This is a genomic window from Streptomyces sp. NPDC004539, assembly GCF_040610055.1.
Classification (GTDB): domain Bacteria; phylum Actinomycetota; class Actinomycetes; order Streptomycetales; family Streptomycetaceae; genus Streptomyces.
The window spans coordinates 35,895-58,684 of sequence record NZ_JBEXLS010000004.1; the positions used below are offsets into that span (position 1 = coordinate 35,895).

General features: G+C 67.5%; 24 protein-coding genes and 1 tRNA gene. 11 read left to right on the plus strand and 14 right to left on the minus strand.

The window, feature by feature from the left end; translation table 11 throughout:
- Positions 1-2: 2 nt before the first annotated feature.
- Positions 3-2,957, plus strand: a complete 2,955-nt coding sequence (locus tag ABZX85_RS09645; RefSeq protein ID WP_355864272.1) for a BTAD domain-containing putative transcriptional regulator — start codon at positions 3-5, stop codon at positions 2,955-2,957.
- 2 nt (positions 2,958-2,959) lie between these two features.
- Here ABZX85_RS09645 and ABZX85_RS09650 read toward each other — a convergent pair whose 3' ends face one another.
- Positions 2,960-3,766: a methyltransferase domain-containing protein gene (locus ABZX85_RS09650; RefSeq protein WP_355864274.1), complete on the minus strand. Its 807-nt coding sequence runs from the start codon at positions 3,764-3,766 to the stop codon at positions 2,960-2,962.
- A gap of 71 nt (positions 3,767-3,837) precedes the next feature.
- The gene (locus ABZX85_RS09655; RefSeq protein WP_355864276.1) at positions 3,838-4,194 is read right to left on the minus strand and encodes a helix-turn-helix transcriptional regulator; all 357 of its coding nucleotides are present in this window, start codon (positions 4,192-4,194) and stop codon (positions 3,838-3,840) included.
- A gap of 303 nt (positions 4,195-4,497) precedes the next feature.
- On the opposite strand from ABZX85_RS09655, the gene ABZX85_RS09660 reads away from it, so the two are divergent.
- Complete coding sequence (locus tag ABZX85_RS09660) at positions 4,498-6,384, plus strand: FAD/NAD(P)-binding protein (RefSeq protein WP_355864278.1); 1,887 nt, start codon at positions 4,498-4,500, stop codon at positions 6,382-6,384.
- A gap of 11 nt (positions 6,385-6,395) precedes the next feature.
- Here the strand turns inward: ABZX85_RS09660 and ABZX85_RS09665 are convergent, their stop codons facing one another.
- Positions 6,396-6,929, minus strand: coding sequence for a superoxide dismutase family protein (locus ABZX85_RS09665; protein WP_355864280.1), 534 nt, complete (start codon positions 6,927-6,929; stop codon positions 6,396-6,398).
- 218 nt (positions 6,930-7,147) lie between these two features.
- Between ABZX85_RS09665 and ABZX85_RS09670 the strand changes: the two genes are divergently transcribed.
- From ABZX85_RS09670 to ABZX85_RS09680, 3 genes are all read left to right on the plus strand, one after another.
- Positions 7,148-7,765 (plus strand): VTT domain-containing protein, encoded by a 618-nt coding sequence (locus ABZX85_RS09670; RefSeq protein WP_355865421.1) that lies wholly within the window; start codon positions 7,148-7,150, stop codon positions 7,763-7,765.
- 49 nt (positions 7,766-7,814) lie between these two features.
- Positions 7,815-8,327 (plus strand): DUF6153 family protein, encoded by a 513-nt coding sequence (locus ABZX85_RS09675; RefSeq protein ID WP_355864282.1) that lies wholly within the window; start codon positions 7,815-7,817, stop codon positions 8,325-8,327.
- Between the two features lie 81 nt (positions 8,328-8,408).
- On the plus strand, positions 8,409-9,047 hold the full coding sequence (locus ABZX85_RS09680; protein ID WP_355864284.1) for a DUF305 domain-containing protein: 639 nt from the start codon (positions 8,409-8,411) through the stop codon (positions 9,045-9,047).
- A gap of 1 nt (position 9,048) precedes the next feature.
- On the opposite strand, the gene ABZX85_RS09685 is transcribed toward ABZX85_RS09680, so the two are convergent.
- The 3 genes from ABZX85_RS09685 to ABZX85_RS09695 all read right to left on the minus strand — a co-directional run bounded on the left by ABZX85_RS09685 (position 9,049) and on the right by ABZX85_RS09695 (position 11,645).
- A complete protein-coding gene (locus ABZX85_RS09685; RefSeq protein ID WP_355864286.1) occupies positions 9,049-9,387 on the minus strand; it encodes a hypothetical protein in 339 nt (112 codons plus the stop codon).
- A gap of 86 nt (positions 9,388-9,473) precedes the next feature.
- Positions 9,474-10,595, minus strand: coding sequence for an SMI1/KNR4 family protein (locus ABZX85_RS09690; RefSeq protein WP_355864288.1), 1,122 nt, complete (start codon positions 10,593-10,595; stop codon positions 9,474-9,476).
- A 147-nt stretch (positions 10,596-10,742) separates the two neighbouring features.
- A complete protein-coding gene (locus tag ABZX85_RS09695) occupies positions 10,743-11,645 on the minus strand; it encodes a 2-dehydropantoate 2-reductase (RefSeq protein WP_355864290.1) in 903 nt (300 codons plus the stop codon).
- Positions 11,646-11,765: 120 nt separating this feature from the next.
- Between ABZX85_RS09695 and ABZX85_RS09700 the strand changes: the two genes are divergently transcribed.
- Positions 11,766-12,002: a DUF2277 domain-containing protein gene (locus ABZX85_RS09700; RefSeq protein ID WP_355864292.1), complete on the plus strand. Its 237-nt coding sequence runs from the start codon at positions 11,766-11,768 to the stop codon at positions 12,000-12,002.
- A 305-nt stretch (positions 12,003-12,307) separates the two neighbouring features.
- Here ABZX85_RS09700 and ABZX85_RS09705 read toward each other — a convergent pair whose 3' ends face one another.
- Positions 12,308-12,553: a GntR family transcriptional regulator gene (locus tag ABZX85_RS09705; protein WP_355864294.1), complete on the minus strand. Its 246-nt coding sequence runs from the start codon at positions 12,551-12,553 to the stop codon at positions 12,308-12,310.
- Between the two features lie 94 nt (positions 12,554-12,647).
- Here ABZX85_RS09705 and ABZX85_RS09710 point away from each other — a divergent pair, with 94 nt between their 5' ends.
- From ABZX85_RS09710 to ABZX85_RS09720, 3 genes are all read left to right on the plus strand, one after another.
- Entirely contained in the window at positions 12,648-12,983 is a 336-nt protein-coding gene (locus ABZX85_RS09710) for a hypothetical protein (protein ID WP_355864296.1), read from the plus strand.
- Entirely contained in the window at positions 12,980-13,345 is a 366-nt protein-coding gene (locus ABZX85_RS09715) for a hypothetical protein (RefSeq protein ID WP_355864298.1), read from the plus strand. The genes ABZX85_RS09710 and ABZX85_RS09715 overlap by 4 nt, the downstream gene beginning before the upstream one ends.
- 546 nt (positions 13,346-13,891) lie before the next feature.
- Entirely contained in the window at positions 13,892-14,695 is an 804-nt protein-coding gene (locus ABZX85_RS09720) for a helix-turn-helix transcriptional regulator (protein WP_355864300.1), read from the plus strand.
- A 742-nt stretch (positions 14,696-15,437) separates the two neighbouring features.
- Here ABZX85_RS09720 and ABZX85_RS09725 read toward each other — a convergent pair.
- The 7 genes from ABZX85_RS09725 to ABZX85_RS09755 all read right to left on the minus strand — a co-directional run bounded on the left by ABZX85_RS09725 (position 15,438) and on the right by ABZX85_RS09755 (position 20,226).
- On the minus strand, positions 15,438-16,787 hold the full coding sequence (locus ABZX85_RS09725; RefSeq protein ID WP_355864302.1) for a hypothetical protein: 1,350 nt from the start codon (positions 16,785-16,787) through the stop codon (positions 15,438-15,440).
- A gap of 251 nt (positions 16,788-17,038) precedes the next feature.
- Complete coding sequence (locus tag ABZX85_RS09730) at positions 17,039-17,281, minus strand: hypothetical protein (protein ID WP_355864304.1); 243 nt, start codon at positions 17,279-17,281, stop codon at positions 17,039-17,041.
- Positions 17,281-17,691, minus strand: coding sequence for a hypothetical protein (locus ABZX85_RS09735; protein ID WP_355864305.1), 411 nt, complete (start codon positions 17,689-17,691; stop codon positions 17,281-17,283). The genes ABZX85_RS09730 and ABZX85_RS09735 overlap by 1 nt, the downstream gene beginning before the upstream one ends.
- Positions 17,688-17,966 (minus strand): hypothetical protein, encoded by a 279-nt coding sequence (locus tag ABZX85_RS09740; RefSeq protein WP_355864307.1) that lies wholly within the window; start codon positions 17,964-17,966, stop codon positions 17,688-17,690. The genes ABZX85_RS09735 and ABZX85_RS09740 overlap by 4 nt, the downstream gene beginning before the upstream one ends.
- A 217-nt stretch (positions 17,967-18,183) precedes the next feature.
- Positions 18,184-18,429: a hypothetical protein gene (locus ABZX85_RS09745; RefSeq protein ID WP_355864309.1), complete on the minus strand. Its 246-nt coding sequence runs from the start codon at positions 18,427-18,429 to the stop codon at positions 18,184-18,186.
- Between the two features lie 558 nt (positions 18,430-18,987).
- Positions 18,988-20,022: a tyrosine-type recombinase/integrase gene (locus tag ABZX85_RS09750; RefSeq protein ID WP_355864310.1), complete on the minus strand. Its 1,035-nt coding sequence runs from the start codon at positions 20,020-20,022 to the stop codon at positions 18,988-18,990.
- A 132-nt stretch (positions 20,023-20,154) separates the two neighbouring features.
- Positions 20,155-20,226, minus strand: a tRNA-Val gene (locus ABZX85_RS09755).
- Positions 20,227-20,422: 196 nt separating this feature from the next.
- Between ABZX85_RS09755 and ABZX85_RS09760 the strand changes: the two genes are divergently transcribed.
- Complete coding sequence (locus tag ABZX85_RS09760; protein ID WP_355864312.1) at positions 20,423-21,187, plus strand: DUF4097 family beta strand repeat-containing protein; 765 nt, start codon at positions 20,423-20,425, stop codon at positions 21,185-21,187.
- Positions 21,188-21,384: 197 nt separating this feature from the next.
- Entirely contained in the window at positions 21,385-22,788 is a 1,404-nt protein-coding gene (locus ABZX85_RS09765; protein ID WP_355864314.1) for a hypothetical protein, read from the plus strand.
- The last annotated feature ends 2 nt before the right edge of the window (positions 22,789-22,790 follow it).

The window sequence follows — 22,790 nt, forward strand, 5'->3', positions numbered from 1 at the left end:
CGGTGGCGGTCCTCCATGTGTCCCTTCTCGGCTTTCTCGAAGTGCGCAGGGACTCGACCGACCTGGACCTGGGAAACCCTCAGCAGCAGGCCCTGTTCGCCGCCCTCCTCATGCGCCGCGGGAAAACCGCGTCGGCGGCCGACCTGATAGCGGCGATCTGGGGCGAGGACATCCCCACCTCCGCCCTCACCACCTTGCGCACCTATGCCTGGCGGCTGCGGAAGATTCTGGAAACGAACAGCAAGTCCCCGGAGTTTCTGGTCTCCGTGGGCGACGGTTACCGGCTCGTCGTCCAGGACGAACACATCGACTGGTACGAGGCGAGGCGATTCGGCCGAGAAGCGGTCACCGCCAATGGTCCGCACCATGCGCTGGACTCCTTGGAACAGGCTCTCGCCCTGTGGAAAGGAGAACCTCTCACCGGGATTCCCGGCCCCTACGCGGCACTTCAGCGCGACCGGATCAACGAGACCCGGCTCGCCCTTGAGGAAGAGCGCCTCGACACCGTCATCGCACTCGGTCAAGGGCAGTTGTGCATTCCCGAGTTGCTGGAACTGGTCGGCCGTTATCCCTTACGGGAGCGACTCTACGCCCTGCTGATGCGCGCACAGGTCCAATCCGGCCGCCGGGCCGACGCCCTGACGACCTATCACGAAGCGCGCCGGCTCCTCGTCGACGAACTCGGCGTCGACCCCGGCGCCGAACTCACCGCCGTGCACCGGCAGATCCTCAGCGGCGAGCTGGACGCCGTACCCGACCCGGCGGAGTACGGCGGGCACGCGGACGACCGGACGGCCGCCGTGCCCGTGCTGCCGCCCGCGCAACTCCCCCCGGAACCGGCGGACTTCATCGGCCGCGCGCATGTCGCCCAGGCGCTCACCTCGGCGATGAACGCGGAGAACCGGCCGGCGCTCCCGGTGGTCGTGCTGGCCGGAATGGGCGGCGTCGGCAAGTCCTCGCTGGCGCTGCACGTCGCCCACCGGGTGCGCGAGGCGTACCCGGACGGCCAGTTGTACGCGGACCTCGGCGCGATGGCGGCACCGGAGAGCGTGCTGATCGGCTTCCTGCGGGCGCTCGGCACCCGCCCCGAGGACGTCCCGGAACCGCTGGAGGCGCGGACGGCGCTGCTGCGGACCGTGCTGAACGAGCGCCGGGTGCTGATCGTGCTGGACGACGCGCGGGACGCGGCGCAGATCCGGCCGCTGCTGCCGGGCAGCGCGCACTGCGGGGTGCTGATCACCAGCCGGACCCGGCTCGGCGGGCTGCCGGCCTCCCTCCAGGTCGAGTTGGAGGCGTTCTACCTCGACGAGGCGCTCGAACTGCTGACCCACGCGATCGGTGCCGAACGGGTGCGGGCGGAGCCGGAGGCGGCGGCCTCGCTGATGGAGTCGTGCGCCTATCTCCCGCTGGCGGTGCGGATCGTGGCCGCGCGGCTGGCGGCCCGGCCGCGCTGGTCGATCCGCTCGCTGGCCGCGCGGCTCGCGGACGAGCGGCGCAGGCTCAGCGAGCTGAAGGCGGGCGAGCTGACCGTGTCGGCCGTGTTCGACGTGATGTTCCGGCAGCTCCCGGCGGACCAGGCGCACGCGCTGTGCCTGCTGTCGTGCGCGAGCACTCCCGATCTGTCGCTGGCGAGCGCCGCCGCGCTGCTCGGGGTGGACGAGCTGGACGCGGAGGAGTTCCTGGAGTCGCTCGTCGACGCGGCCGTCCTGGAGGCGCCGACGGCGGGCCGCTACCGGTTCCACAGCCTGCTGCGGACGTTCGCGCGGGAGAAGCTGCCCAGGAACATGTACTACGAGCCGTTCCAGCGGCTCCTGCACTCGCTGCTGGCGTCGGCGGTGGACGCCTTCCGGCACGCGGTGCCCGGTGACCCCATCGAGGACGCCCTCAGCCCGGCCAGGATGCCGGGGCGGCCGTTCCACGGGCTCCCCGAGGCGCGGGCGTGGGCAGTGTCGGAGGCCCCGACGGCGCTGGCCGTCGCGGCGCAGGTCGCGCAGGAGTGGTCGGAGGCTCGGCCCGGGGTGTGCAACCACCGGGAGTGGCTCACGCCGGCGACGGATCTGCTGATCGCGCTGAGCGCGTACTGGGGTGACACGAGCCATGTCGCGTGGAACGCCACGATCCACGGTCTGACGCGGGCCGCCGTGCTGGCGGGGGACGAACGGACCGAGGGGCGGGCGCGGTTCCTCAGCGGGAACATCCACCTCGCGCGCTCCCGGCTCGCCGTCGCCGTCGAGCACTCCACGCTCGCGGTCGCGCTGACGCGGCACTCCGAGGACCATGTGATCCTCCGTCAGGCGCTCAACGACCTGGGTCTCGCACACCAGTTGAGGGGGGAGTACACCGAGGCCATCGGCTGCTACGACGAGGCGATCGTGCTGGCGAGGCGGCTCGGCCATCTCACCGGTGAGGTCGCGACGACCCTCAACTCGGCGCTCCTGTACGTCAGTACGGGCGATCCGGAGCGGGCCATCGCCGTCTGCGAGCGGCTGATGGCGGACACCCCGGGGCTGTGCGGGAACCCGGGGGGCGCCGCGTACGCCTTCTACGTCCTCGGGTACGCCCACCACACGCTGGGCGCCCCCGAGACGGCCGTCACCTGGTACGAGCGGTGTCTGTCGGTCGCCCTGGAGGCGGGGCTGACGAGCCGGGAGGCCAGCGCCCGGTTCCGGCTCGCGGACTCCCTGCGGGCCCTGGGGCACGCGGAGTCGGCGGTGGTGGAGGCGGTGCGCGCCGTCGAGATGTGCGAACGGGCCCGCGACGTCCGCAATCTGGCCCAGGCGCTGATGGTCCTCGGCCGGATACGGCTCGACCTGGGCGAGCCCGACGCCGCCCGCACCGCCCTCACCGAGTCCCGCCGCATGATGGCCGAGCTGCACCTCCCGGAGGAACACCGGGCGAGCGAACTCCTGTCGGCCCTGCCGGCGCTCACGCCGGGCGGGGACGGCGGGCAGCAGTGAGGTCACCCGCCTCCCGCCGGGCGGGAGGACACCGCCAGGAGGTTGGCGCCGCGGGCACCGGAGTCGGGGTCGATCAGGAGTTCGCGTTCCATCTTCAGGACGTTGGCGAAGGTGGCCTCCTGGTGGGGGAACTGTTCGTAGAAGGAGCCGGCCGCGGGCAGGACCAGGCCGGGGAAGCCGGTGAGGGTGTCGAGGCGGAGGTCGAGGGCCATGCACAGGAGGCGGATCTGGCCGGGGGTGAAGAGGTGGGCGTGCGGGGCGCCGGGACCGCCGGGGTCGTGGCCGGCGAGGCTGTGCAGGGCCGCCTGGAGGTCGCCGCAGCCCAGGTACTCCAGCGCGGTGTGCCAACGGCTGGGCAGGAAGGACACCATGAGGCCGCCGGGGGCCACCAGCCGCACTAACTCCCGCAGCCCCGACTCCGGTTGGGGACAGACGTTGAGCAGGGAGCAGTCGTGGAAGACGAGGTCGTAGCCGCCGTCGTCGAGGAGGCCGGCCAACTCCCCGGGCCGCGCGGCGACATGGCGCACCTGACGGCCGTACCCGGCGCCGTCCGAGCGGGCGCGGGCCTCGCGGGCCGCCTCGGGGGTCGCGGCGATGTGGACGCCCGTGCTCTGCGGGTACTCGGAGGCGATCCGGCGTGCCCAGCGCCCCGCGCGGGCGGAGGCGTCCACGAACGTGAACGGGTGCGGCAGCCGCGAGAAGACCGACTGTTGCAGCGCCGTCCACAACAACGCGTCGGTGAGCCTGCCGTAGAGGCGGCCCGGTACGTCCTCCTCGCATCCGACGCGGACGGTCCTGTCGTTCTTCACTGAACTGGTCACTGTGGCCTCTCGGTTCGCGGCATGGCGGGTCCCCGAGCCCCCCGTGGGCTCACGGGGCGTCAGGGGCGTCCGGCCGCCGGTCTGCCCTGGGGCCGCCGGGAGGACGGGAGTCCGGCGGGCGGCGCCGGGGCCGGGGCGAGCGCGGCACGGTCCGGGACGCGCAGCCGGGAGCCGAGCACCATGCCGAGCTGGAAGCGGTTGTCGACGCCGAGCCGGTCCATGAGCGCGCGCAGGATGTTGGTGACGGTCCGGGGGCTGACCCCGAGCCGGTGCGCGGCGCTCGTGTCGGTGTGCCCGGCGTAGAGCAGGGCGATGAGCTTGCGCTGCCGGTCGTCGAGGTCGAGGGCCGCGGGCGCCCGGCGTCGCGGGTGCGCGAGAACGGGCCTGACGGCGGACGGGAGTTCGGGAGCTGCCATAGGTGCTTGCCTCTTCGGTCCGGATCGTCCAGGTGGGAAGCGGTATCGGTCGCTCACGACCTTCGCAGGTCCCGATCAAGACCGGATCAGCGGCGGATCAGCGGGGGTTCGGCAAAGGTTTCCTCCACGTTTCGATGTGGGGGAACTGTGACCGCGGGGGCCCACGTTGGCTTCCGTGACGAGCGAGGGCAATGATGAGGCGGCCGTCCGTTCTCCCGAACGGGTGTCCCCCCTTCCGGGGGGCGCTGCGCTCCACCGCGCCCCCACACGCCTGGGAGTCCACCTTTGTCCACTGTGTTCTCTGTGCCGCAGCAACGGGCGGGCGCCGAACCGGCACCGCTCTCGGTCGCCCTGGTCGGCGCCGGTCCGCGCGGCACCAGCGTCCTGGAACGCCTCTGCGCCTCGGCGCCGGAACTGCTCGCCCCGGGCGTCCGGTTGACCGTGCACGTCGTCGACCCGGCGCCGCCGGGCCCCGGCCGTGTCTGGCGCACCGCGCAGTCCCGGGAACTGCTGATGAACACCGTGGCCTCCCAGGTGACCCTGTTCACGGACGACAGCGTGAACTGCTCGGGCCCGGTCCTGCCCGGCCCGAGCCTGCACGAGTGGGCGGACGGCGCGATCGGCCCGGACGACTACCCGACCCGCGCGCTGTACGGCCGTTACCTGGAGTGGGTGTTCGCCCGCACGCTGAGCGGGGCGCCCGCCTCGGTCCGCGTCGAGACCCACCGGGCGCGCGCGACGCGCCTCGACGACGCGGCGGACGGCCGGCAGACCCTCGTCCTGGACAACGGCCGTACGCTGTCCGGGCTTTCGGCGGTCGTCCTCGCGCAGGGGCACCTCCCGGCGCGGCCCTCGGCGGCCGAGCGGCGCGACACCGAGCACGCCGAGCGGCACGCGCTGCGGCACATACCCCCGGCGAACCCGGCGGACGTCGACCTCGGGTCCGTACCGCCGGGCGAGGCCGTGCTGTTGCGGGGGCTCGGGCTCAACTTCTTCGACCACATGGCCCTGTTGACGACGGGCCGGGGCGGGACGTACGCCGCGACGCGGGACGGCGGGCTGCGGTACGTGCCGTCGGGGCGGGAGCCGCGGATCTACGCCGGGTCGCGGCGGGGGCTGCCCTACCAGGCGCGCGGGGACAACGCGAAGGGGCCGTACGGGCGGCATCTGCCCGAGGTGCTGACGCCCGAGGCGGTCTCCGCGTTCCGCAAGCGCGCGGACTCCGGGGAGGCGCCCGACTTCCTGCGCGACGTCTGGCCGTTGGTGGCGAAGGAGGTCGAGACGGTGTACTACACGGCGCTGGTCCGGCGTCCCGAGTTCGCCGAGCGCTATCTGGCCGTGCCGTACGGCGATCCCCAAGAAGCCTCGCTGCTCTCGGAGTTCGGGGTGGCCGAGGGGGACCGCTGGGACTGGGAGCGGGTCTCCCGGCCGTACGCGCGGCGGGAGTTCGCGCATCGCGGGGAGTGGCGGGAGTGGCTGCTCGGGTATCTCCGCGAGGACGTCGTGGAGGCGGTGAAGGGGAACGTGGACGGGCCGTGGAAGGCGGCGCTGGACGTACTGCGGGATCTGCGCAACGAGTTGCGGCTCGTCGTCGACCACGGCGGGCTCGCGGGGGACTCGCGGCGCGACCATCTGGACGGCTGGTACACGCCGTTGAACGCGTTCCTGTCCATCGGCCCGCCCCGGCGCCGGATCGAGGAGCTGACCGCGCTGCTGGAGGCGGGGGTCGTGGAGGTGCTGGGCCCGCGTCTCGAAGTGACCCCGCGGGACGGCGCCTGGCTCGCCCGCTCCCCCGACGTGCCCGGTTCGGCGGTCCGGGTCACGACGCTCGTCGAGGCCCGGCTCCCGGAGCCCGATCTGCACGCGACCGGGGACGCCCTCCTGGCCCACCTGCGGGAGACGGGGCAGTGCCGGGCGCACGTAGTAGGCGGTTACACAACGGGGGGCGTGGACGTCTCCGCCCGGCCCTACCACCTGCTCGACCGGCACGGGGCGCCCCATCCGCGCCGGTTCGCCTTCGGGGTGCCGACCGAGGGGGTGCACTGGGTGACCGCGGCGGGGGCGCGGCCGGGGGTGGACTCGGTGACGCTGTCGGACGCGGACGCGGTGGCGCGGGCGGTGCTGCGGGTGGTCGCGCGGGCGCCTCGAAAGGCGCCCCTACCCGTAGTACCCCTGACCTCGGCCCCGTAGTACCCCTGACGTCAGCTCGCGTCGGTCCAGCCGAACGGCACCGTGAAGCAGCCGACGCGCGCCCCCTTCGTGCCGGGCGCGTCGTGGATCACCACGGACGCCGCCTCCCCGGGCCGGAACGTCCAGGTGTGCGAGGCGGCGCCCACCCCCGACCCGCTCTCGCCGGTCGTGAAGTCGAGCCACACCTCGTTCTCCTCGTTCACATGGCCGGCCCCCGTCCCCGGCACGTGCTGGTAGTGCCCGCCGGCCGCCGCCGGGTCCGCCCCGCACGCCTTCTGATGCACATGCGCCCCGAACACGCGACCGGAGGGGAAACCACTCACCCGGAGGGTTACGACGGTGGCGCCGCCGTTCACCGTCCGCTGGACGACCTCGATCGACGAGCCCGCCGGGACGAGATCCTGGTCGTAGGTGACGGCGTCGGAGGGGACGAAGGCGGTCGGCGGCGCGAACCGGGCGTCGGCCCGCAGGACCACGTCACGCGCCGCGCCGGGCCCGGCCGCGAGGGCCGCGGCGACGGCGCCCGCACAGATGGCTGCCAGCATGAATGCTCACCGTTCCTGAAGTTTGCGGAAGTCTGTCTCGGTTCAGCGCGATCGCTACCCCCTTGTTCCGTTGTTAAGGGACAGCGGACTTGAGCGCCGCTCGAAACGTGCCGTTCGAGTGAACATTCCGTGCGCGTCGTACGTACCCCCACTGGATCTTCTGTCACTCCCTGGGCGTACGCTGTATGGCTGTCATCGGGGGAGTCACGGGAGTCGTGGTGTTGGAAAGTGTGGGGTCGCTGACCGGCGGTCCATGGATCTATGCGGTTGTGGCCCTGTCGGTGCTGTTCGACGTCTTCCTGCCGGTGCTGCCGAGCGGGGTGCTCGTCATCACGGCGGCCACGGCAGCCGCCGCGGGCTCCGGTGCGGCGGTGGCCGGGCAGGTGCCCGAGCACGTGCCCGACATCCTCTTCCTGATGCTCTCCGCGACGACGGCGTCCGTGCTGGGCGACCTCGTCGCCTACCGGCTCGCCTGGCGCGGCGGTGAGCGGCTCGACCGGGCCATCGCCAGGTCCCGGCGGCTCACCACGGCGCAGGAACGTCTCGGCGAGGCCCTCGCGCGGGGCGGCGGTCCGCTGATGGTCCTCGCCCGCTTCGCCCCCGCCGGGCGCTCCGTCGTCTCCCTGGTCTCCGGCGCCGCGCACCGCCGGGTCCGGGACTTCCTGCCGTGGTCGGTCCTCGCGGGGATGGCCTGGGCGGGGTACAGCGTGGCTCTCGGGTACTACGGGGCGCACTTCCTGGGCGCGAGCTGGCTCTCCACCGGGGTTTCCGTGGTGGCGCTGTTCGGGGCGGGCGCGGGGGCGGCGTACCTGATGCGACCGCAGAAGGCCGGCTGATCCGGGGTAACCCCCAGGGGGTACACAGCGACCCCCTAGGATGGCGTCCGTGAACCGAGCCGAGCCGTGCGCCGTGCGGTCGCCCCTGCGGGGGTGGCCGTCGTTGGTGTGCGTGCTCGGCGTGCTCGTGGGACTGCTGGCGATGCACGGGCTGGCGCCCGGGGGGCTGCACGCCGTGGGGCATGAACGGGCCGATGGGACGACCTCGGCTGCGGCTGCGGCTGCGGCCGGGGCTCCAGCCACGGACACCCCGGTCACCGGCGCTCCGATCACCGGCGCTCCGGTCACGGCCATGTCCCCGGCCGGTGTCGAGAGCCGTGCCGACGGGACCGCCGCGCTCGACGGCTGCTCCGAGGACGGCCACTGCGGCGGACACGCCCGGCACGCCGACGCGACCTGCGCGGCGGCCAAGGTGGGCGGGGCACCGGCACTGGCGGGACCCCTTCCCGACCCGGTCGCCGTCGTCGTACCCGACGAGGTCCTGCGCTGTGACGGCCGTGCGGCGACGCGCGCCGCGAGGGCGCCGCCGTCGCTCGCCGAACTCCAGCTCCTGCGGATCTAGAGGCGCCCGCGCGCCACGCCGGATGCCGGCGTGGGGTGCAGCCGCGCCCGAAAGACCTTCCGTACGCAGGAGTTCACGCACATGAACAGCAAGATCGGCCGTATCCGGCCTGCCCAGATCGCCGTGGCCGCCGTGGCCGCGCTCCTCCTCGCCGCCTGTGGAGGCGGCGGGGACGACAAGGCGAGCAGCGGGGCGAACTCGGCGGCGACGCCGTCCGCGTCCGCTTCGCGGGGCGCCTCGGAGTCGGCGCACAACGCGCAGGACGTCACCTTCGCGCAGGGGATGATCCCGCACCACCGGCAGGCCGTCGAGATGGCGGCGCTGGCCGCCGACCGGGCGTCGTCCGCGCAGGTCAAGGCGTTGGCCGGGCGGATTCAGCAGGCCCAGGACCCCGAGATCGAGACCATGAGCGGCTGGCTCAAGGCATGGGGTGAGGACGTCCCCGCAGAGAAGGCGGACCACTCCGAGCACGCCGGGATGACCGGGATGGCCGGAATGATGGACGACGCCGCCATGAAGGAGCTGGAGTCGGCGTCCGGCGCGAAGTTCGACACCCGGTTCATGGAGATGATGATCGAACACCACGAGGGTGCGATCGAGATGGCCGAAACCGAGAAGGCCAAGGGGAGTTACGCTCCCGCGCTCGCCCTCTCCGACGCGATCGTCACGGCGCAGCAGGCCGAGATCGCGGAGATGAAGGGCTTCCTCGGCAAGAAGTAGCTCATGGTTCGGGTGGCGGTTCGTGCGCGTGCTTCAGGCGCGAGCGGGCCGCCACCCGCTCCCCCGTCTCCACCTCCGACCAGAACCGGTGTCCCGTCACGAACACCGCCAGCTCATGCTCTCTGCGGCGCAGCTTCTCCACCTCCGCCTGCTCGTCCTGCGTCCAGCCCGGGGAGGCCGGGCGCTCCACTCTGCGCCAGCCCTCCTTGTCACTGAATCCGTCCAGCGGCACGACCGACCAGGGCAGCCGCTTCAGCAGGGCCGACAGCTCGGCCCGGACCTGATGCAGCTCCTCCTGACCGGCGCGCAGGTCGCTCGGAAAGTCATAGGTCTTCGCCACAGCGGTAATGGTACGCCTGTTCGATTTTGCGAAGCGAGTTCCTCACGGGGTTCACACGAACGAGGTAGTCGAACGTTCGTACGGTTTTACGACCGGGTGCGGTAGCCGCCCGTGTCGACGGCCGGGTTGTCCAGCGCCGCCCAGAACGCGTCGTCCGGAACCGCCGGGACGGGCGGGTTCCCGAGGTCTTCGAGCAGTTCGGCCCGCCAGCCCCGGCCGGCCTGCCCGCGCAGCACGGAGAACTCGCACAGCGCGGTGTACGGCGATCCCCACAGCCCGTACCCGACCCGCTCCGCCGTCCAGGCGCGCAGGCTGTCGTGGCGGGCGTTCGCCTGCGCGACCGCGTGGCGCAGCCGCAGGGTCAGCGGGCCGCCCTTCGGTACCGGCTCGCCCGCGTCCAGCGTGTCCAGTGCCGCCGCGATCTCGGGGTACTTCGCGAGCCCCGACTCCGTTGCCAGTCTGCGGAGTTGGCGGCGGGCGGCCTCGGCGACACGGGCGCGGGGCAGGGTCGCTATGAGGGCGCCGAGTTCCTGGAGGGGGTGGAGGCGGAACGCGGTGATCCCGTCGTCCGGCGAGCCGGGGTCCTTGAGGTCGGGGAGGCCGTCGTCCGAGGCGGGCAGCGGGTCGCCGGGGTCGCCCCACTCCGGGCGGGCGGGGAGCCGGACCGACTCCCAGACGAGCCGCCCGCCGAACGCGACGGCGTCGCCGTCCGCCAACTGCCGTGCCAGCTCGGTCAGATAGCCGCCCAGCGAGTCCGCGTGCCCGAAGTCGGTGCCGGTCTCGTCGAAGAACCGGCCGACGGCGCCGCACGAGGCCCTCCCCGCGCGGGAGTCGAGGGTCAGGCCGTCCGAAGTGACCTCGTAGGAACCGAACTTGAGGTACTCGGGCAGCCAGTAGAACTCGGCGTCCTCCTCGGGCACGTCCCGGGCGTGGCCCCGCATGGCCAGCGTCTCCCGGACGATCTCCCGGACGCCGAGCAGCCGGTCGTGCGTACGGAAGCGGAAGGCCGCCGGCCCGCGCCGGGAGCCGTCGTGGCGGCGCAGGGACGCGACGAGGTCGGGCGGGAAGGTGACGCCCAACTCCCGTTCGGCCGCCCGGATCTCCTCCTCGTCCGCCGGTCCGGCGAGCGTGGCGAAGGTGAGGGGGGCGTGGGTGCGGAGCCAGCCGTCTATGCGATCCCAGGCCGCTTCGGTGAGGTCGGTGCTCATGCGGGCGACCCTAGGCGGGGGGACTGACAGTGGGGGGTGACAGCGGGGCAGCGGGGGCGCCGACGACAGGCGTCACGTCGACAGGCGTCACGTCGACAAGGGTGTTGCCGACAGGCGTGTGGCCAACAGGCGCCCCCGCCCCGCGAGTCAGCCGGTGTGTGCCGTCAACTCCCGTACCACGCGCTCCGCAACCGGCACCGGCACCTCGTGCGCGTGGGCCGCTCTCAGCAACGCCCCGCCGATCGCGTCGAGTTCGAGAGGGCGGCCGGACTCGGCGTCGCGCTGCATGGAGGACTTCATGCCGGGCGGGAGGGCGTCGTAGCGGGCGAGGGTCCGGGCAGGGTCGGCGGGGGCGCCGACGGCGGTGCTGATCGCGGCGGTCTCCGTGACGAGGGCGGTGAGTTCGTCGCGGTGGGCGGTGCGGAGGTCGCCGATCGGGAGGGCGTGGCGGGTGGTCAGCAGGGCGAAGGGGGCGAGGAACGTGAGCTTCGCCCAGAGCGCCTCCGTCTCGTCGTCGAGGACGCGTGCCCTGAGGCCGGCCTCGTCCAGGGCGACGGCCAGCGTCTCCAGGCGAGTTCGGTCGACCGGGTCGCCGGACAGGTCGATCTCCGCGAAGGGGCTGCCGTGGTCGACGACGCCGGGCGCGGTGCGGGTGGACTCGACGCGGATGACCGCGGGGGCGACGAGTTCACGGCGGTGGTGGGCGCGCAGGGCCGCGGGGTGTTCGACGCCGTTCAGGAACGGGACCAGGAGGGCATCCCCTAGTACTTCGGAGGGAACGCGCTTCAGGGCGTCGTCCAGAGCGGTCTGCTTGACCGTGATCAGTACGGCGTCGGCGGGGGTGCGGAGTTCCGTGTCGGCCTCGACCGGGGCGGTGAAGTCGCCGAAGTGTCCGCTGCGGACCCGGATGCCGTGCTCACGGAGGGTGGCCGCGGTGTCCTCGCCGGAGAGGCAGATCACGCGGTGTCCGGCGCGGGACAGGAGGGCGGCGAGGAGGCCGCCGACCCCGCCGGGGCCGAGGATCGCGACGGTGAGTCTGGGGTGGGTCATGACGTGGTTCCTTTCGCCGGTCGGCCCCGGACGCCGGTGGCCGCCGCCGACGATCATGCCAACGGGCGGGTGACCTGCCAAGCGCCAGCGGGATCGGTCCCACCAGGGGAGACTGGACGTATGTGCCGCAGCATCAAGACCCTCCGACCGCCCGCCCTCCCCCACGACGCCACCACCGACGACTTCCACGCCGCCGCCCTCCAGTACGTCCGCAAGGTCTCCGGCTTCCGGGCCCCCGCCGCGCACAACAAAGAGGTGTTCGACCGCGCGGTGGCCGCGATCGAGGCGGCGACGGCCGAGCTGCTGGCGGGGCTGGAGGTACGGGGGCTGCCCCGGGACACGGAGAAGGCCCCCTAGGGGGTGCCTGGGGGGCCTGCGACCTGTGTGGGCGCGGACGGTTTCGAACCGCCGACATCCTGCTTGTAAGGCAACGTGACTAGCCATGACTCTAACCTGCGGAAACGTGCCCTGACTACCCTATGACGAAGGATCAGGCAACTTGCGTAGGACACCCTAGTGAAGTTGCCTACCTGCCTTCCTGATGCTGTTCCGCACCGCCTGAAGGACCCCCCTACCTTCGCTGTTCGGCCTCTCCAACCGGCTACCCCAGTCTTTCGAGCGCACAGGGCTTCCAGAGGGTTGGGCAGTAGCCAGAACAGCTCTCAGGCGTTCTCAGGGGGTGCGTCGGTCACGAAGTTGCCCTGTCCGACTTCCAGCCGTAGCCACCCCTCCGTGCGCAGCGCTACGACCGCTTTCTGTGTGGTCGCCTGTGCCGTCCCGTACTCCGCTGCAAGTGCGACCGTCCCAGGGAAGCGCTCTCCTGGTGCCCACTCTCCAGCACGCAACCGTCGGCGCAGATCATCTGCAATCTGGGGCCAGAGATTCCGGGAGCGGTCAAGATCAGCCATGTATTCAGCGTGCGCGGTACTGCGGTGATCTGCTACCGCGCTAACGCGTAAGCGCGTAATCTCAGCTCAAGAGGCCACTGGTTACAAGGAGCTGATGACCGTGGACGACCACATGAGCGCCGAGATCCGGCCCAGCCATGTCCGGCTGTTGCCCTGGAAGGGGCCGGAAGGAAAGCGAGCACACCTGATCACGGACGGCACACGTACACCCCTGTCCCTACTCGCGGACAGGATCGAGAACCAGCAGATCGAGACAGCCACGGTCATCGTCGGACTCGTGCAACCTGCGCTCGCAGAGGACGCCACGCTCACATCGGATGAGTTGCGCGGGATCGCCGGACGGCTCATCGAGAGCCTGAGGGACGTACTGAACATCGCGGAGAGCCGGGGGCAGCGGATTCCCGCCTACGAGGGGAGTGATCCGGAGTGAAGAGAACCCATGCGTTCCTCATGGGAGTTGCCCTGTTCACCGGCCTTGCGGTAGCCGGATGCGGGAGCAGCGAGGATGGAGGTAGTCCCGGTGCCCAGTCGGATGAGCCGGTCAAGGTCATCGACTGCGGTACCGGCAAAGGGACCACGATGGAACTCCGGGCGACCAACGACTACCCGGACCCCACGGCCTACTTCATCCAGCTCTACTGGTTCAACGGGGAGGGGAGGCAGGTGGAGGGGATCAGGATGACCAGTCCAGCGGTCCAACCGGGGAAGTCCGCCACGTTCAGGGTCAACGGCCGAATGCCCGGTGACACGTCGGTGCAGACGTGTGACGTCAAGGTCTTGGGGACGCAGTGACCTGACGGGTCATGGTGCGAGGCAATGCGCCGGCGCTTTGTGGATGCTGCGGAAGCCCTGGGGTTCACACTCCGGGGCTTCCTCCATGTCCGGCGCCGTCAGACAGTGGCCGTTCACAGCCACATGGCCGCTACGTCCTTCCGGTCGAGATCGGGGTTGCGCTCCCAAGGCGATGGACCCTCGGTGCGGGGTCGCCACCCGACCGGGACGTCAGCCCCGGAAGGTGCCCCTTGCTGCTCCCACGTAGACCAGCGGCGGTAGCACCCCTGTAGCCAGGACTCTGCACCGGCACGACTGTTCCATTCGAGAGGGAGAAGGGATGTGGGGTCGTCCTGGTCGGGGAGTGTGCAGTACCCCCACATCTCAAGATCGAGAATCACCCAACGGTTGTGGTCCGGGGTCATGGTGGGCACGTAGCGACTGGGCATACGTCACGGTTAGCGATCCATTGCTACTTTCCGCGACGACTTACGGGGTGTCATAGAGACGTCCACCAGGGCGTCAAACCGGTGTCATTCAAGGGCTCAAACGGCTACCGTTGATCACATGACCACAGCCGAGACACCACCTCAGACAGCCTCTAAGCCGGTACCCAACTCCAAGCTCCGGACAGTCCGCATGGGGCTGCTCATGAGCCAAGATGATCTAGCCCGAGCCATTCGGGAGGCAGGCGCAGCAGCAGGGGAACCCAACGATGCCTCCAAGCGGCTCGTACAGCGCTGGGAGGCCGGAACAACGGGAGCACCCCGACCTGTCTACGCAAGGGCTCTAGAGAGGGTCACAGGGCTTCCTATCGATGCCCTGGGGTTCGCCCCTGCGGTTCTGGCGAGTGTCCAGAGTGACGGTCACGGGGGACACGACCTTGAGCCGTCGTCGGCAACGGCCCCCAGGGCTACGCAGGTTGCTCAGACGGCCACCAGGACACCGAACGGCAACTACTCGGGTATCTGGCTCAGCCGGTATGAGTTCTTCTCCTCCGGCCGTGAGGAGACGTTCACAGGGCTTCACTACGTCGTGCTGCTCCAGCACGGGAACAAGCTCACGGTTCGTTCCCTGCCGGATGCCTCCCTGAACCCGAACTCCCCCCTGACCATGGATCTGACCCTTGACGGGAACGTCATCACGGGTACATGGACGGAGGAGACGGCCACGGATGGCTACTACGCGGGGGCTCGGTATCACGGGGCTGTTCAGATGCTCATCGAGCCGACCGGACGCCGGATGGTCGGCAAGTGGCTTGGCTTCGGGAAGGAGTTCGACGTCAACACCGGACCATGGACTCTTGAGTTCAAGGACGCATCCACCAATAAGGCAGCACTGGAGAAGTGGAACGTCCGTCCGGAAGCCTGAAGAGGTCACCGCATGAGCGCTCGATCGTCTTGCTGAGGTCGGGCGCTCTTCCTATGCCCACAAGCGGAATGAAGCATGTCTGTTTGTCAGTGGCGGGTGGGATGATGGGAGTCACATAGGAAACCGGCACAAGGAGGAAGTATCAGCACACCAGTACGCAAGCCAGCGAGGAACCTGAAGACGGGTGATCATCTGAAGTTGTGGAACGGGAAGACAGCAGAGATTCTGTCCATCGAGCCAGCAACCAACCAGGTGGGGAGAAAGTGCCTGATCCTATCGCTGTATAAAATGCCTAAGATGGTCGTGAAGACCGATAGGTATATGACCATGAGCTGACAGGGCCAAGACAAGTAACTCCGGAAGGAATCTAAAGAAGTCCGAGTTCTCAGAATTTAAATCAGGGAACTCGGATTCAATCAGAGGAGTAACTCCTAGGTTCTGCCATGACCATAGAACCTAGGGGTAATTTCTGGAATTAATCTTCGAATTGCATAAAGTAGCCTTATCCAATTATCAAACATCGACAAATGAGGGGATCTCGATCAATTCTAGATAGTTATGAATTGATAAGTGGAGTTACCTAATACTGTACGAGGATTTCCATAGCCTTCTATGTGAAATTCCATATTTAAATAGATTCAACGGATTCCCCTCCCCCCTTACCCCCCTCCCCGAGAAGACTTGAGCAACTGATCATACAGGGTTGAACCGAGGATGTACAGGGGTGCCCACTTGGGGGTCGCTATGGCTGCACAGTGGCCGCTTGCTGGCGGCTGAGATATTCCCGCAGGCGCTTTACGGGGTCCATGGCCGCAGGAGCCTCCATAGCGGCTTCAGGCGCCTTCTGGGGCTCTCCAAGGATGCGAGCCTTGTTGGCCTTCTGCTCCGCCCTGCGGGCCTCCATACGGGCTTCCTGAGCCTTCAGCTTCTCGTGCTTTCGGTCACGCTTCAGGTCATCCAGAGCCGCGCGGTCTTGCAGATAGGTAGAGGTTGACCGTGGACGCGGGAGGCGGTTACCGCAGAGAGCTGATGGATCGTCAGATCTGTGTACTTGATCCTGTTTTTCCAGTTCCATTAGTTCTTCAACTGACCTAGGAGTAGACCAGGGGTCTTGATCCTGGTTACCAGAGGGAAGGGAAGGGGAGATAACGGCGGAGCCGTTAGCTTCGCTGGCCAGAGGAAGAACCATATCCACTTCTTCAGTCTCTTCTACACCAGGGATTACCTTACTGTCAGAGGCAGTATCTGATTTAGTAGGGGAAATCCCTGGTTCTCTCTGGTTATCGTTTTGACCCCCGGCTACGCCGGTCGGGTCAGTAGTTGTAGTCAGTATTCCTAGTTCAGTGTTGTGTTTAGTATTGATAGGTACCGATAGAGATTCCATCTGTACCGATACAGGTTCCGACTGTACCGATGGAGATTCCACCTGTACCGATAGAGATTCCGGCATGTCGTTGAACTCGTAGCGGTTGGATAGCCTTTCGACTCCGTCATAGACGATGTACCCGGCTTCCTTGAGCGTCTTCAGATGCTCGGTAAAGGTCGACAGAGCCATACCGGCTTTCTCGGCAAGTTTCCTTTCTCCCCAGAAGCTGTGAGTGTTGGTCGTGCATCGGATGACGACATACACACCTAGCTGCATATTGGTGAAGCGCTGGTCTTGAAGGATTGTCTCTGGAACCTGGGTAAAGTTCCCTTTCTCGACCATGTACTGATTGCGGTACGGCTGCTTGTCTCTGGCTGTCTTCGGTCGCTTGCCGGTATTCACTTTCCATGCATCCTCAGTCTGCGCCTTGATGCGCTTCAGATGGCTCTCTGCGGCATCGGCAGTGGGGAAGAGGTAGATACGGACTCCGTCTCTGGTCTTCTCGCTAGAGAGCCATCCTGCGGCTTCCAGAGTCCTCACCATCTTCTGTACCGGCTTCTTGATGATTCCCCATCTTTCCTCCAGCTCTTCCCACCTGTATTCCTTGTAGTCGAGTGGTCCTAGATCCATGGCTAGGTCAATCCAGCGCATAAAGACGCTGGGCTTCAGCTCACTCGTAATCAATGCGTTGGGAGCTAGGGTCTGCGGGACTGATCTGTCTGTCATAACTGGTATCCTTATTTTGGTTAACGTTTCAGGTGGCATTCTCGGGGATGTTGGCACATCAGTCACTGACGTGACCTCTCGTTAAATAATTACGTTACTACTCGGCACATGAATCGAATTCTTTCTGTTTGAATCTCACGCTCGGTCTTTTTCTCGCTCGGTGACGACCGAAGCTTTACGAAAAGTCCCCGTATCCAGGAATCAACGTCCTACCTGGGTACGGGGACTTCTCTATTTTGACCCAGAATTAACTAGTCGATACGAATGGCCCGTGCAGTTCTTTGATGAAATAGAACTCCCCTTTGGGTTTCGGGATGGAATTCCCCAGCCCCTTCCGGAAGTAGTCCCGATTTCTTCAAAGAATTAAGAATCGCCCCGTAATCACTCTCGGGGAACTCTCGTGAAAAACTTTCCTCATGGATGAGTTCTCCAGTGGAAATCCATTCCGTATAGATTGCCAGCGCAGGAAGACTCAATTCTTCCGGTTTGGCCACTACCCCTCCTGTAGGAGGGGGTAAAGATGGGTTGTTCTCTGTCCCATATATCCTTGCGTCGATGAGACTAGCTCGTGTACATATCCGTTCTGCTTCAGAACTTCCAGGGCACTTCGGTACTCGACTGGAGTGGAACCTTTTAGCCTGTTGAGGAAAACCTCCTGAACTTCACTGGATACAGCCGGTCTATTCTGTGCCAGATACCCATTGACGATATCCAGGATCGCCGGTCCAGCCGCGCTCATGACAGCCTGTTTCTGCCACTCGTTTCTCTGCCGCTCCGCTGCTCTTTCCGCTTCTAGCTTCTCCTGTGCCTGTCTGGCTTTCTTCTCTGCCTGGTATTCAGGTGTCATCACGCGAGCCCAGTAGTTTTCACTGGCGCCAAAGCTGAACGCGTTTGGGTTGGTCATGTGTTTCTCCTTGTTCGGTTGAGTGTGTACGCATGAGGCTTACGGTTTCGGTCCACCATGAGCCATCCTCGTTCTTCCAGGTTCAATGCCGCTTCCCTGAGATGATGGCCGTCTATGCCAAGTCCCAGAGCCTCGCAGAGTTCGTTCTGTGTGAGTTTCTCGCCCTCGTAATCGTCCAGGTAGTCATACAGGCGATCGGCCCTGTCTCTGATTCGCTTCTGTCTCCATGGGCTTAGAGGGACTCCCTTCAGTTCGATTACCTCTGTCTCTTCCATCTCTTTCCTTTCTTCTATGCGACTAGTTTCCTCTCGGGACATGCCAGTAGTTCTCTCAGGCAGTCTCCTAGCTCAGGAATGTTCAGACGGGCCTCCCTTGCCAGAGCCTCCACTGTGACGAACTCACTGCGGAATTGAAGGTGCCACTTGATTAGGCTGTGTACGGTTACCGCCTCTGGCGATAGGTGTGCGTATCTCTGTGCCATATACGTACCCCTCAGAATGTGGCTGGGACGACTGAACGCAGAGACTTTCCGTAACGCGTAGCCCATCCCGCGCTCAATAGCTGTGACTCGTACGCCTCAGGCTCGGGCTCTGTCTCTGCCAGTAGTGCAAGAATCCCGCGCGCGGTCTCACTCTCAATGTCTGCACTGCGGAAATTGCAGAGCCACAGCAGCTTTGCCCCAAGGCTCAGTTCTTCTGCCTCCCAGACGGGAAGGTCTTCGATCTTGATCTTCTTCATTGCTACCTCGGTTGGTCGTAGTTTCTCGGCCTACGCCTCCCCTCTTATGTAAAGTATGGCAGGAAATCCAAGAATGTTGGTGAGAGCTCGGACAGCAGAAAACCCCAACCGCCGGGAGATGCTACTCTCCGTAGAACAGTCGGGGCTTCTAATTTACGCACCGTAACTTTACGGCAGACTCATGGGTTTTCGTAATAAAACTGTTGTGAAAGTGTATTGACCTCAAGGGGTCTGATGGTAATCAGGTGCCGTTAAGCGGTGCTGCACGGCCAACCAGGAATCCTTGTCCGAAGTTGGCTCTACGGCCTCCCGGAATCGCAGCCATAAGCCCTTGCTGGAATTTCTGCCATCCCTGGTCTGCTTCCTGGCTTCCTTCTGTGGCTGTTGCTGCCATCTGCTCCACTACGTCAAGGTCTACGGGGTTCATTCCCATGTCTGTCTCCTCTTGCTCTGTCCCTACGAAGCGCCGGCGCTTCCTCTCTCTAATTATCCCAGGCACATAAGACGGTATGAGAAAACCCCCAGACGGCGTCTGGGGGTTCGCTCTGTGCTCTTGGGTCAGTACCGGTCCCCGAGTCGCTTAGCGGCCTTCAGAGCCCTACTGGTAGCCATATCTGCGGCGTAGCGCCGCAACATGGTGGGGTCCTTCCAGCCCTGAATGGTCATCACGTCTTCTCCGCTCATTCCGGCAGTCAGCATGTCGTCTGTAGCCGTGTGCCGGAACTGATGAGCGTGGCATCCCTCGTAACCGGCTTCCTGTGCCCTGCGCTTCAGCATCCGGTACAGACCGGAGTACGTGAGCCGAGACCTGTTGCGAGTGCCCAACCAGAGATCCTGAGACCTGCTGAGCTTGTGGGCTTCCCTGACCCTGATGTACCGGGCCAGAGCAACGACCGTACGCGGCTGTAGAGGAATGATCCGGCCCTCCCCCGTGCTCCGTGCGTCCTTGAGAGGGACCACCTGCGCCAACCCCTGTTCAAGGTCGAGAGAGTCCAGACGGAGCGTCAGCAACTCCTCTGCCCTCAGTCCCTCCGTAAGAACGCGCACGATTGCGTGATCCCTGACCGTCTCGAACTCCCTGACTCGGGGATGCCCGTTCCCCGTCACCTTCAACAGGTCAGCGATGAACTCGGCTGAGAGAGTCTGCGGCTTGCCTGCCTGGGGCGGTGCGTATCGCTGAAGCTTCTTGTCCCCGTACGGGTTGGGGTGCTCGTACTCCCCTTCCAGCCACACGAAGAACGTACGCAGGTTCCGCTGAACTGTGTTGGTCCCACCCTGTTCGTGCTCCTGGTGGTACGCCCTGAAGAACAGGTTCAGCGTGGTTGTGTCGACGGAGAGGTAATCCCCCTCCATACCCTCTGCTGTCATCCACCGGTCCAGAGCCCGGACGGATTCCACGTACGACCTGACGGTCTTCTCCTGGTAAGGCCGACCGTGCTTGTTGTTGGTCGCTCGCAGATGCGTTGCGTAGTCGGAGAGGAACGCTGCCCTGACCTCTGACGTGTCGGGGTCCTGCGGGATGACTCGGAGCGCTGCGCTCCTGGTGGTTCCCTGAGACGCCCTGAGAGGGGACTTCCTGGCCTGTGCCGACACGGGGTGACTCCCTGGTGTCCGGGCTAGGCAAGGTTCATTTAGCTGAGCGGCTTGCCTAGCCGAGTCTGGTAGGTAAGCCACGCGGTCTTACATGATCCATATGACCTGTTCTAGCAGGTCAGACAGGTTGTGTGGGCGCGGACGGTTTCGAACCGCCGACATCCTGCTTGTAAGGCAGGCGCTCTACCCCTGAGCTACGCACCCGTACCCGAGGCTGACGCACCCAGGACGAGTCGACAGCGTACCTTGTCAGGGGTCCTGTCCCGCAAACCCGTATCCCCCTAGGGGGTCCCCCGGGGGTTATCCCCACCCCGCTTCAGGGAGGGAGCCGGATCGATCCCGGCGCCCGGCGGACCTACTTTCGAAGGACCGATCCGGTTCGTTCCAGGGGGACTTCGACATGGCCCGTACCACCCGCACCCGTCTGCTCCTCGCCTCCGGCGCGGCCCTCGTCGCCGCCCTGGCCACCTCGTGCGCGAACGCCTCGGACGACACCGCCCCCGAGACCCGCGACTTCGCCCTCCCGGGGTCGACCCTGACGATCGACGCGGACAACACGTCGCTGGAGATCGTCGCGGCCGACGGCAACAAGGCGGGCCACGCCGTGGTCACCCGCTGGTTCGACGGCTCCGTCGCGATCGGCAAGGACCCGAAGCTGACCTGGTCCCTGTCCGGCGACCGGCTGAAGCTGCGGATGAGCTGCTCCGGCCTCGTCGCGAACTGTGCCTCCCGGCACCGGATCGAGGTCCCCCGGGGCGTCGCGGTACAGGTCGTCTCGCGCGACGGCGACGTCGAGGCCGCCGGGCTGCGGGACGCCCTGCGCGTCAAGGCCCGCGACGGGTCCGTACGGATCACCGACAGCTCGGGCCCGCTGGACCTGGACACGGGCGACGGTTCGGTGCGCGCCGACGTCGCCTCCCGGACGGTCACCAGCCGCTCCGGCGACGGCTCCGTCCGGCTGCGCCTGTCCGTCGTCCCGAACCGGGTCGAGGTGAAGGCGAACGACGGGGACGTCACGGTCGAGGTGCCGAAGGCGACGTACAAGGTGACGGCGGACGTGAACGACGGCGACCGGCAGGTCTCCGTGCCGCACGCCGACGGCAGCGCGCACACGATCACGGCACGGGTCTCGGACGGCGACCTCCGCATCCGCACGGCGGGCTGAGCACACCCCATACCCCTCCCGCGCCACGCCCCGTACCCCTCCGGAGCCACGCCCCCTACCCCCTCCGCGCCACCCCTCCTCCCCCTCCCGCATCACACACCGTTCCGGCGCGAACCGACCGGCCCGTGTGTTCGTCCTTCACCGGTGGGAGAATGGAACCGGGCCAGGCAGGACGGACGACAGCGCGGGAGAGGGACGTGACGGCGACACCTTCACGAGCGAGTCGACCGGAGCGACCCCCGAGGAGCCCGCTGCCCCCGAGCCCGCCGCCCCCGAGGACCCCCCTGCGGGACGCGCTCGCGCTCGCCGTCGCCCTCCCCCTCCTCACCGCGCTCGTCCTGCCCGCGTCCTTCGCCGGGGGCGGCACCCGGCGCTGGTTCGGCGGCCGGTCGGAGAGCATGCGGGCCGAGGCCCAGGCGGCGAAGGACGCGGCGGCGGAGGCGTTCTACGAACTGGACACCGCGCAGCGGGACTTGCGGATCTCGATCGAGACGATCACCGCGGTGGACGACTCGGCGCCGGCCCGCAGAGCCGTCGGCTCCTTCGCGGAGATCGGCCGCCGGATCGACGAGGTGAGCCAGCAGTACATCACCGCCGTCGACGCCTACGACCTCGACCGCGACGACCTGGAGACCTCGGCGGCGGCCCAGGCGCGTACGGACCTGACTCGCGCCAAGGACGAACTCACCCGGGCGAAGCAGGAGTTGGACCGCTTCGCGAGCAGTCTGGGTCCGCTGCTCGGCAAGGCGGAGACACAGCTCGCCCGCCTCGCCCCGGCCGTGGAGCGCGCCCGGCAGGCCCTGCTGGCGGCCTCGAACGCGCTGGACGCCGTCCGGGCGAGCGGGCTGGCGGCGGACGACCTGGCGGCGCGGCTCGCGGCGCTGGCGCCCGAGCTGACGAAGCTGAACCAGGGCGGCGGACAGCACGGCGTGCCGCAGACCCTGGAGCGCGCGGAGCGGGTCGCGCGGGAGGCGGAGGCGATCCGCGCGGAGGCCGGCCGGCTCCCGGAGCGGGCCGCCGAGATCGACCACCGGCTGGTGTCGCTGCGGACCCGCGCGCAGGCCCTGACGACCCGCGCCGAGCAGGTCGACCCGATCCTCAGCGAGCTGCGCCGCCGGTTCACCGCGGCCTGCTGGCAGGACCTCCAGCGGGTGCCCGAGCAGGCCGCCGAGAACGTCCGGCAGGCCGAGGCGAAGCTCCGCGAGGCGCGCTCGGCGCGGGACGCGCAGCGCTGGCCGGACGCGGCGTCGCTGCTGTCGACGGTCCGGGCGCTGCTGAACGCGACGGACGAGTCGGTGTCGGCCGCGGGCGACCGGCTGACCAGGCTGAACGCCGTCCAGAAGGACCCGCAGCAGGAGATCGACCGGACCAGGTTCGCGATCCGGGACGCGCAGCGCCTCGCGATGACCGGCCGCACCACCCCCGACCCCCGGCACGCCCGTCCGCTCGACGAGTCGGTGGCCCGGCTGGACCGCGCGGTGGCCGGTCTGGAGGGGCGCCACCCCGACTACTGGCACTTCCTGACCGAGACGGAGGCGGTCCGGCAGGCGGTGGCGCGGGTGGTGTCGCAGATCCGCGAGGAGCGGGGCACGGCCCACTGACA

What these genes read in the sequence shown, in the direction of transcription:
- ABZX85_RS09725 (WP_355864302.1), bottom strand. Translation starts at nt 16,787, where the DNA reads ATGACAGACAGATCAGTCCCGCAGACCCTAGCTCCCAACGCATTGATT.
- ABZX85_RS09695 (WP_355864290.1), bottom strand. Translation starts at nt 11,645, where the DNA reads ATGACCCACCCCAGACTCACCGTCGCGATCCTCGGCCCCGGCGGGGTC.
- ABZX85_RS09735 (WP_355864305.1), bottom strand. Translation starts at nt 17,691, where the DNA reads ATGACCAACCCAAACGCGTTCAGCTTTGGCGCCAGTGAAAACTACTGG.
- ABZX85_RS09655 (WP_355864276.1), bottom strand. Translation starts at nt 4,194, where the DNA reads ATGGCAGCTCCCGAACTCCCGTCCGCCGTCAGGCCCGTTCTCGCGCAC.
- ABZX85_RS09745 (WP_355864309.1), bottom strand. Translation starts at nt 18,429, where the DNA reads ATGAAGAAGATCAAGATCGAAGACCTTCCCGTCTGGGAGGCAGAAGAA.
- ABZX85_RS09700 (WP_355864292.1), top strand. Translation starts at nt 11,766, where the DNA reads ATGTGCCGCAGCATCAAGACCCTCCGACCGCCCGCCCTCCCCCACGAC.
- ABZX85_RS09720 (WP_355864300.1), top strand. Translation starts at nt 13,892, where the DNA reads ATGACCACAGCCGAGACACCACCTCAGACAGCCTCTAAGCCGGTACCC.
- ABZX85_RS09665 (WP_355864280.1), bottom strand. Translation starts at nt 6,929, where the DNA reads ATGCTGGCAGCCATCTGTGCGGGCGCCGTCGCCGCGGCCCTCGCGGCC.
- ABZX85_RS09710 (WP_355864296.1), top strand. Translation starts at nt 12,648, where the DNA reads ATGACCGTGGACGACCACATGAGCGCCGAGATCCGGCCCAGCCATGTC.
- ABZX85_RS09690 (WP_355864288.1), bottom strand. Translation starts at nt 10,595, where the DNA reads ATGAGCACCGACCTCACCGAAGCGGCCTGGGATCGCATAGACGGCTGG.
- ABZX85_RS09760 (WP_355864312.1), top strand. Translation starts at nt 20,423, where the DNA reads ATGGCCCGTACCACCCGCACCCGTCTGCTCCTCGCCTCCGGCGCGGCC.
- ABZX85_RS09705 (WP_355864294.1), bottom strand. Translation starts at nt 12,553, where the DNA reads ATGGCTGATCTTGACCGCTCCCGGAATCTCTGGCCCCAGATTGCAGAT.
- ABZX85_RS09740 (WP_355864307.1), bottom strand. Translation starts at nt 17,966, where the DNA reads ATGGAAGAGACAGAGGTAATCGAACTGAAGGGAGTCCCTCTAAGCCCA.
- ABZX85_RS09680 (WP_355864284.1), top strand. Translation starts at nt 8,409, where the DNA reads ATGAACAGCAAGATCGGCCGTATCCGGCCTGCCCAGATCGCCGTGGCC.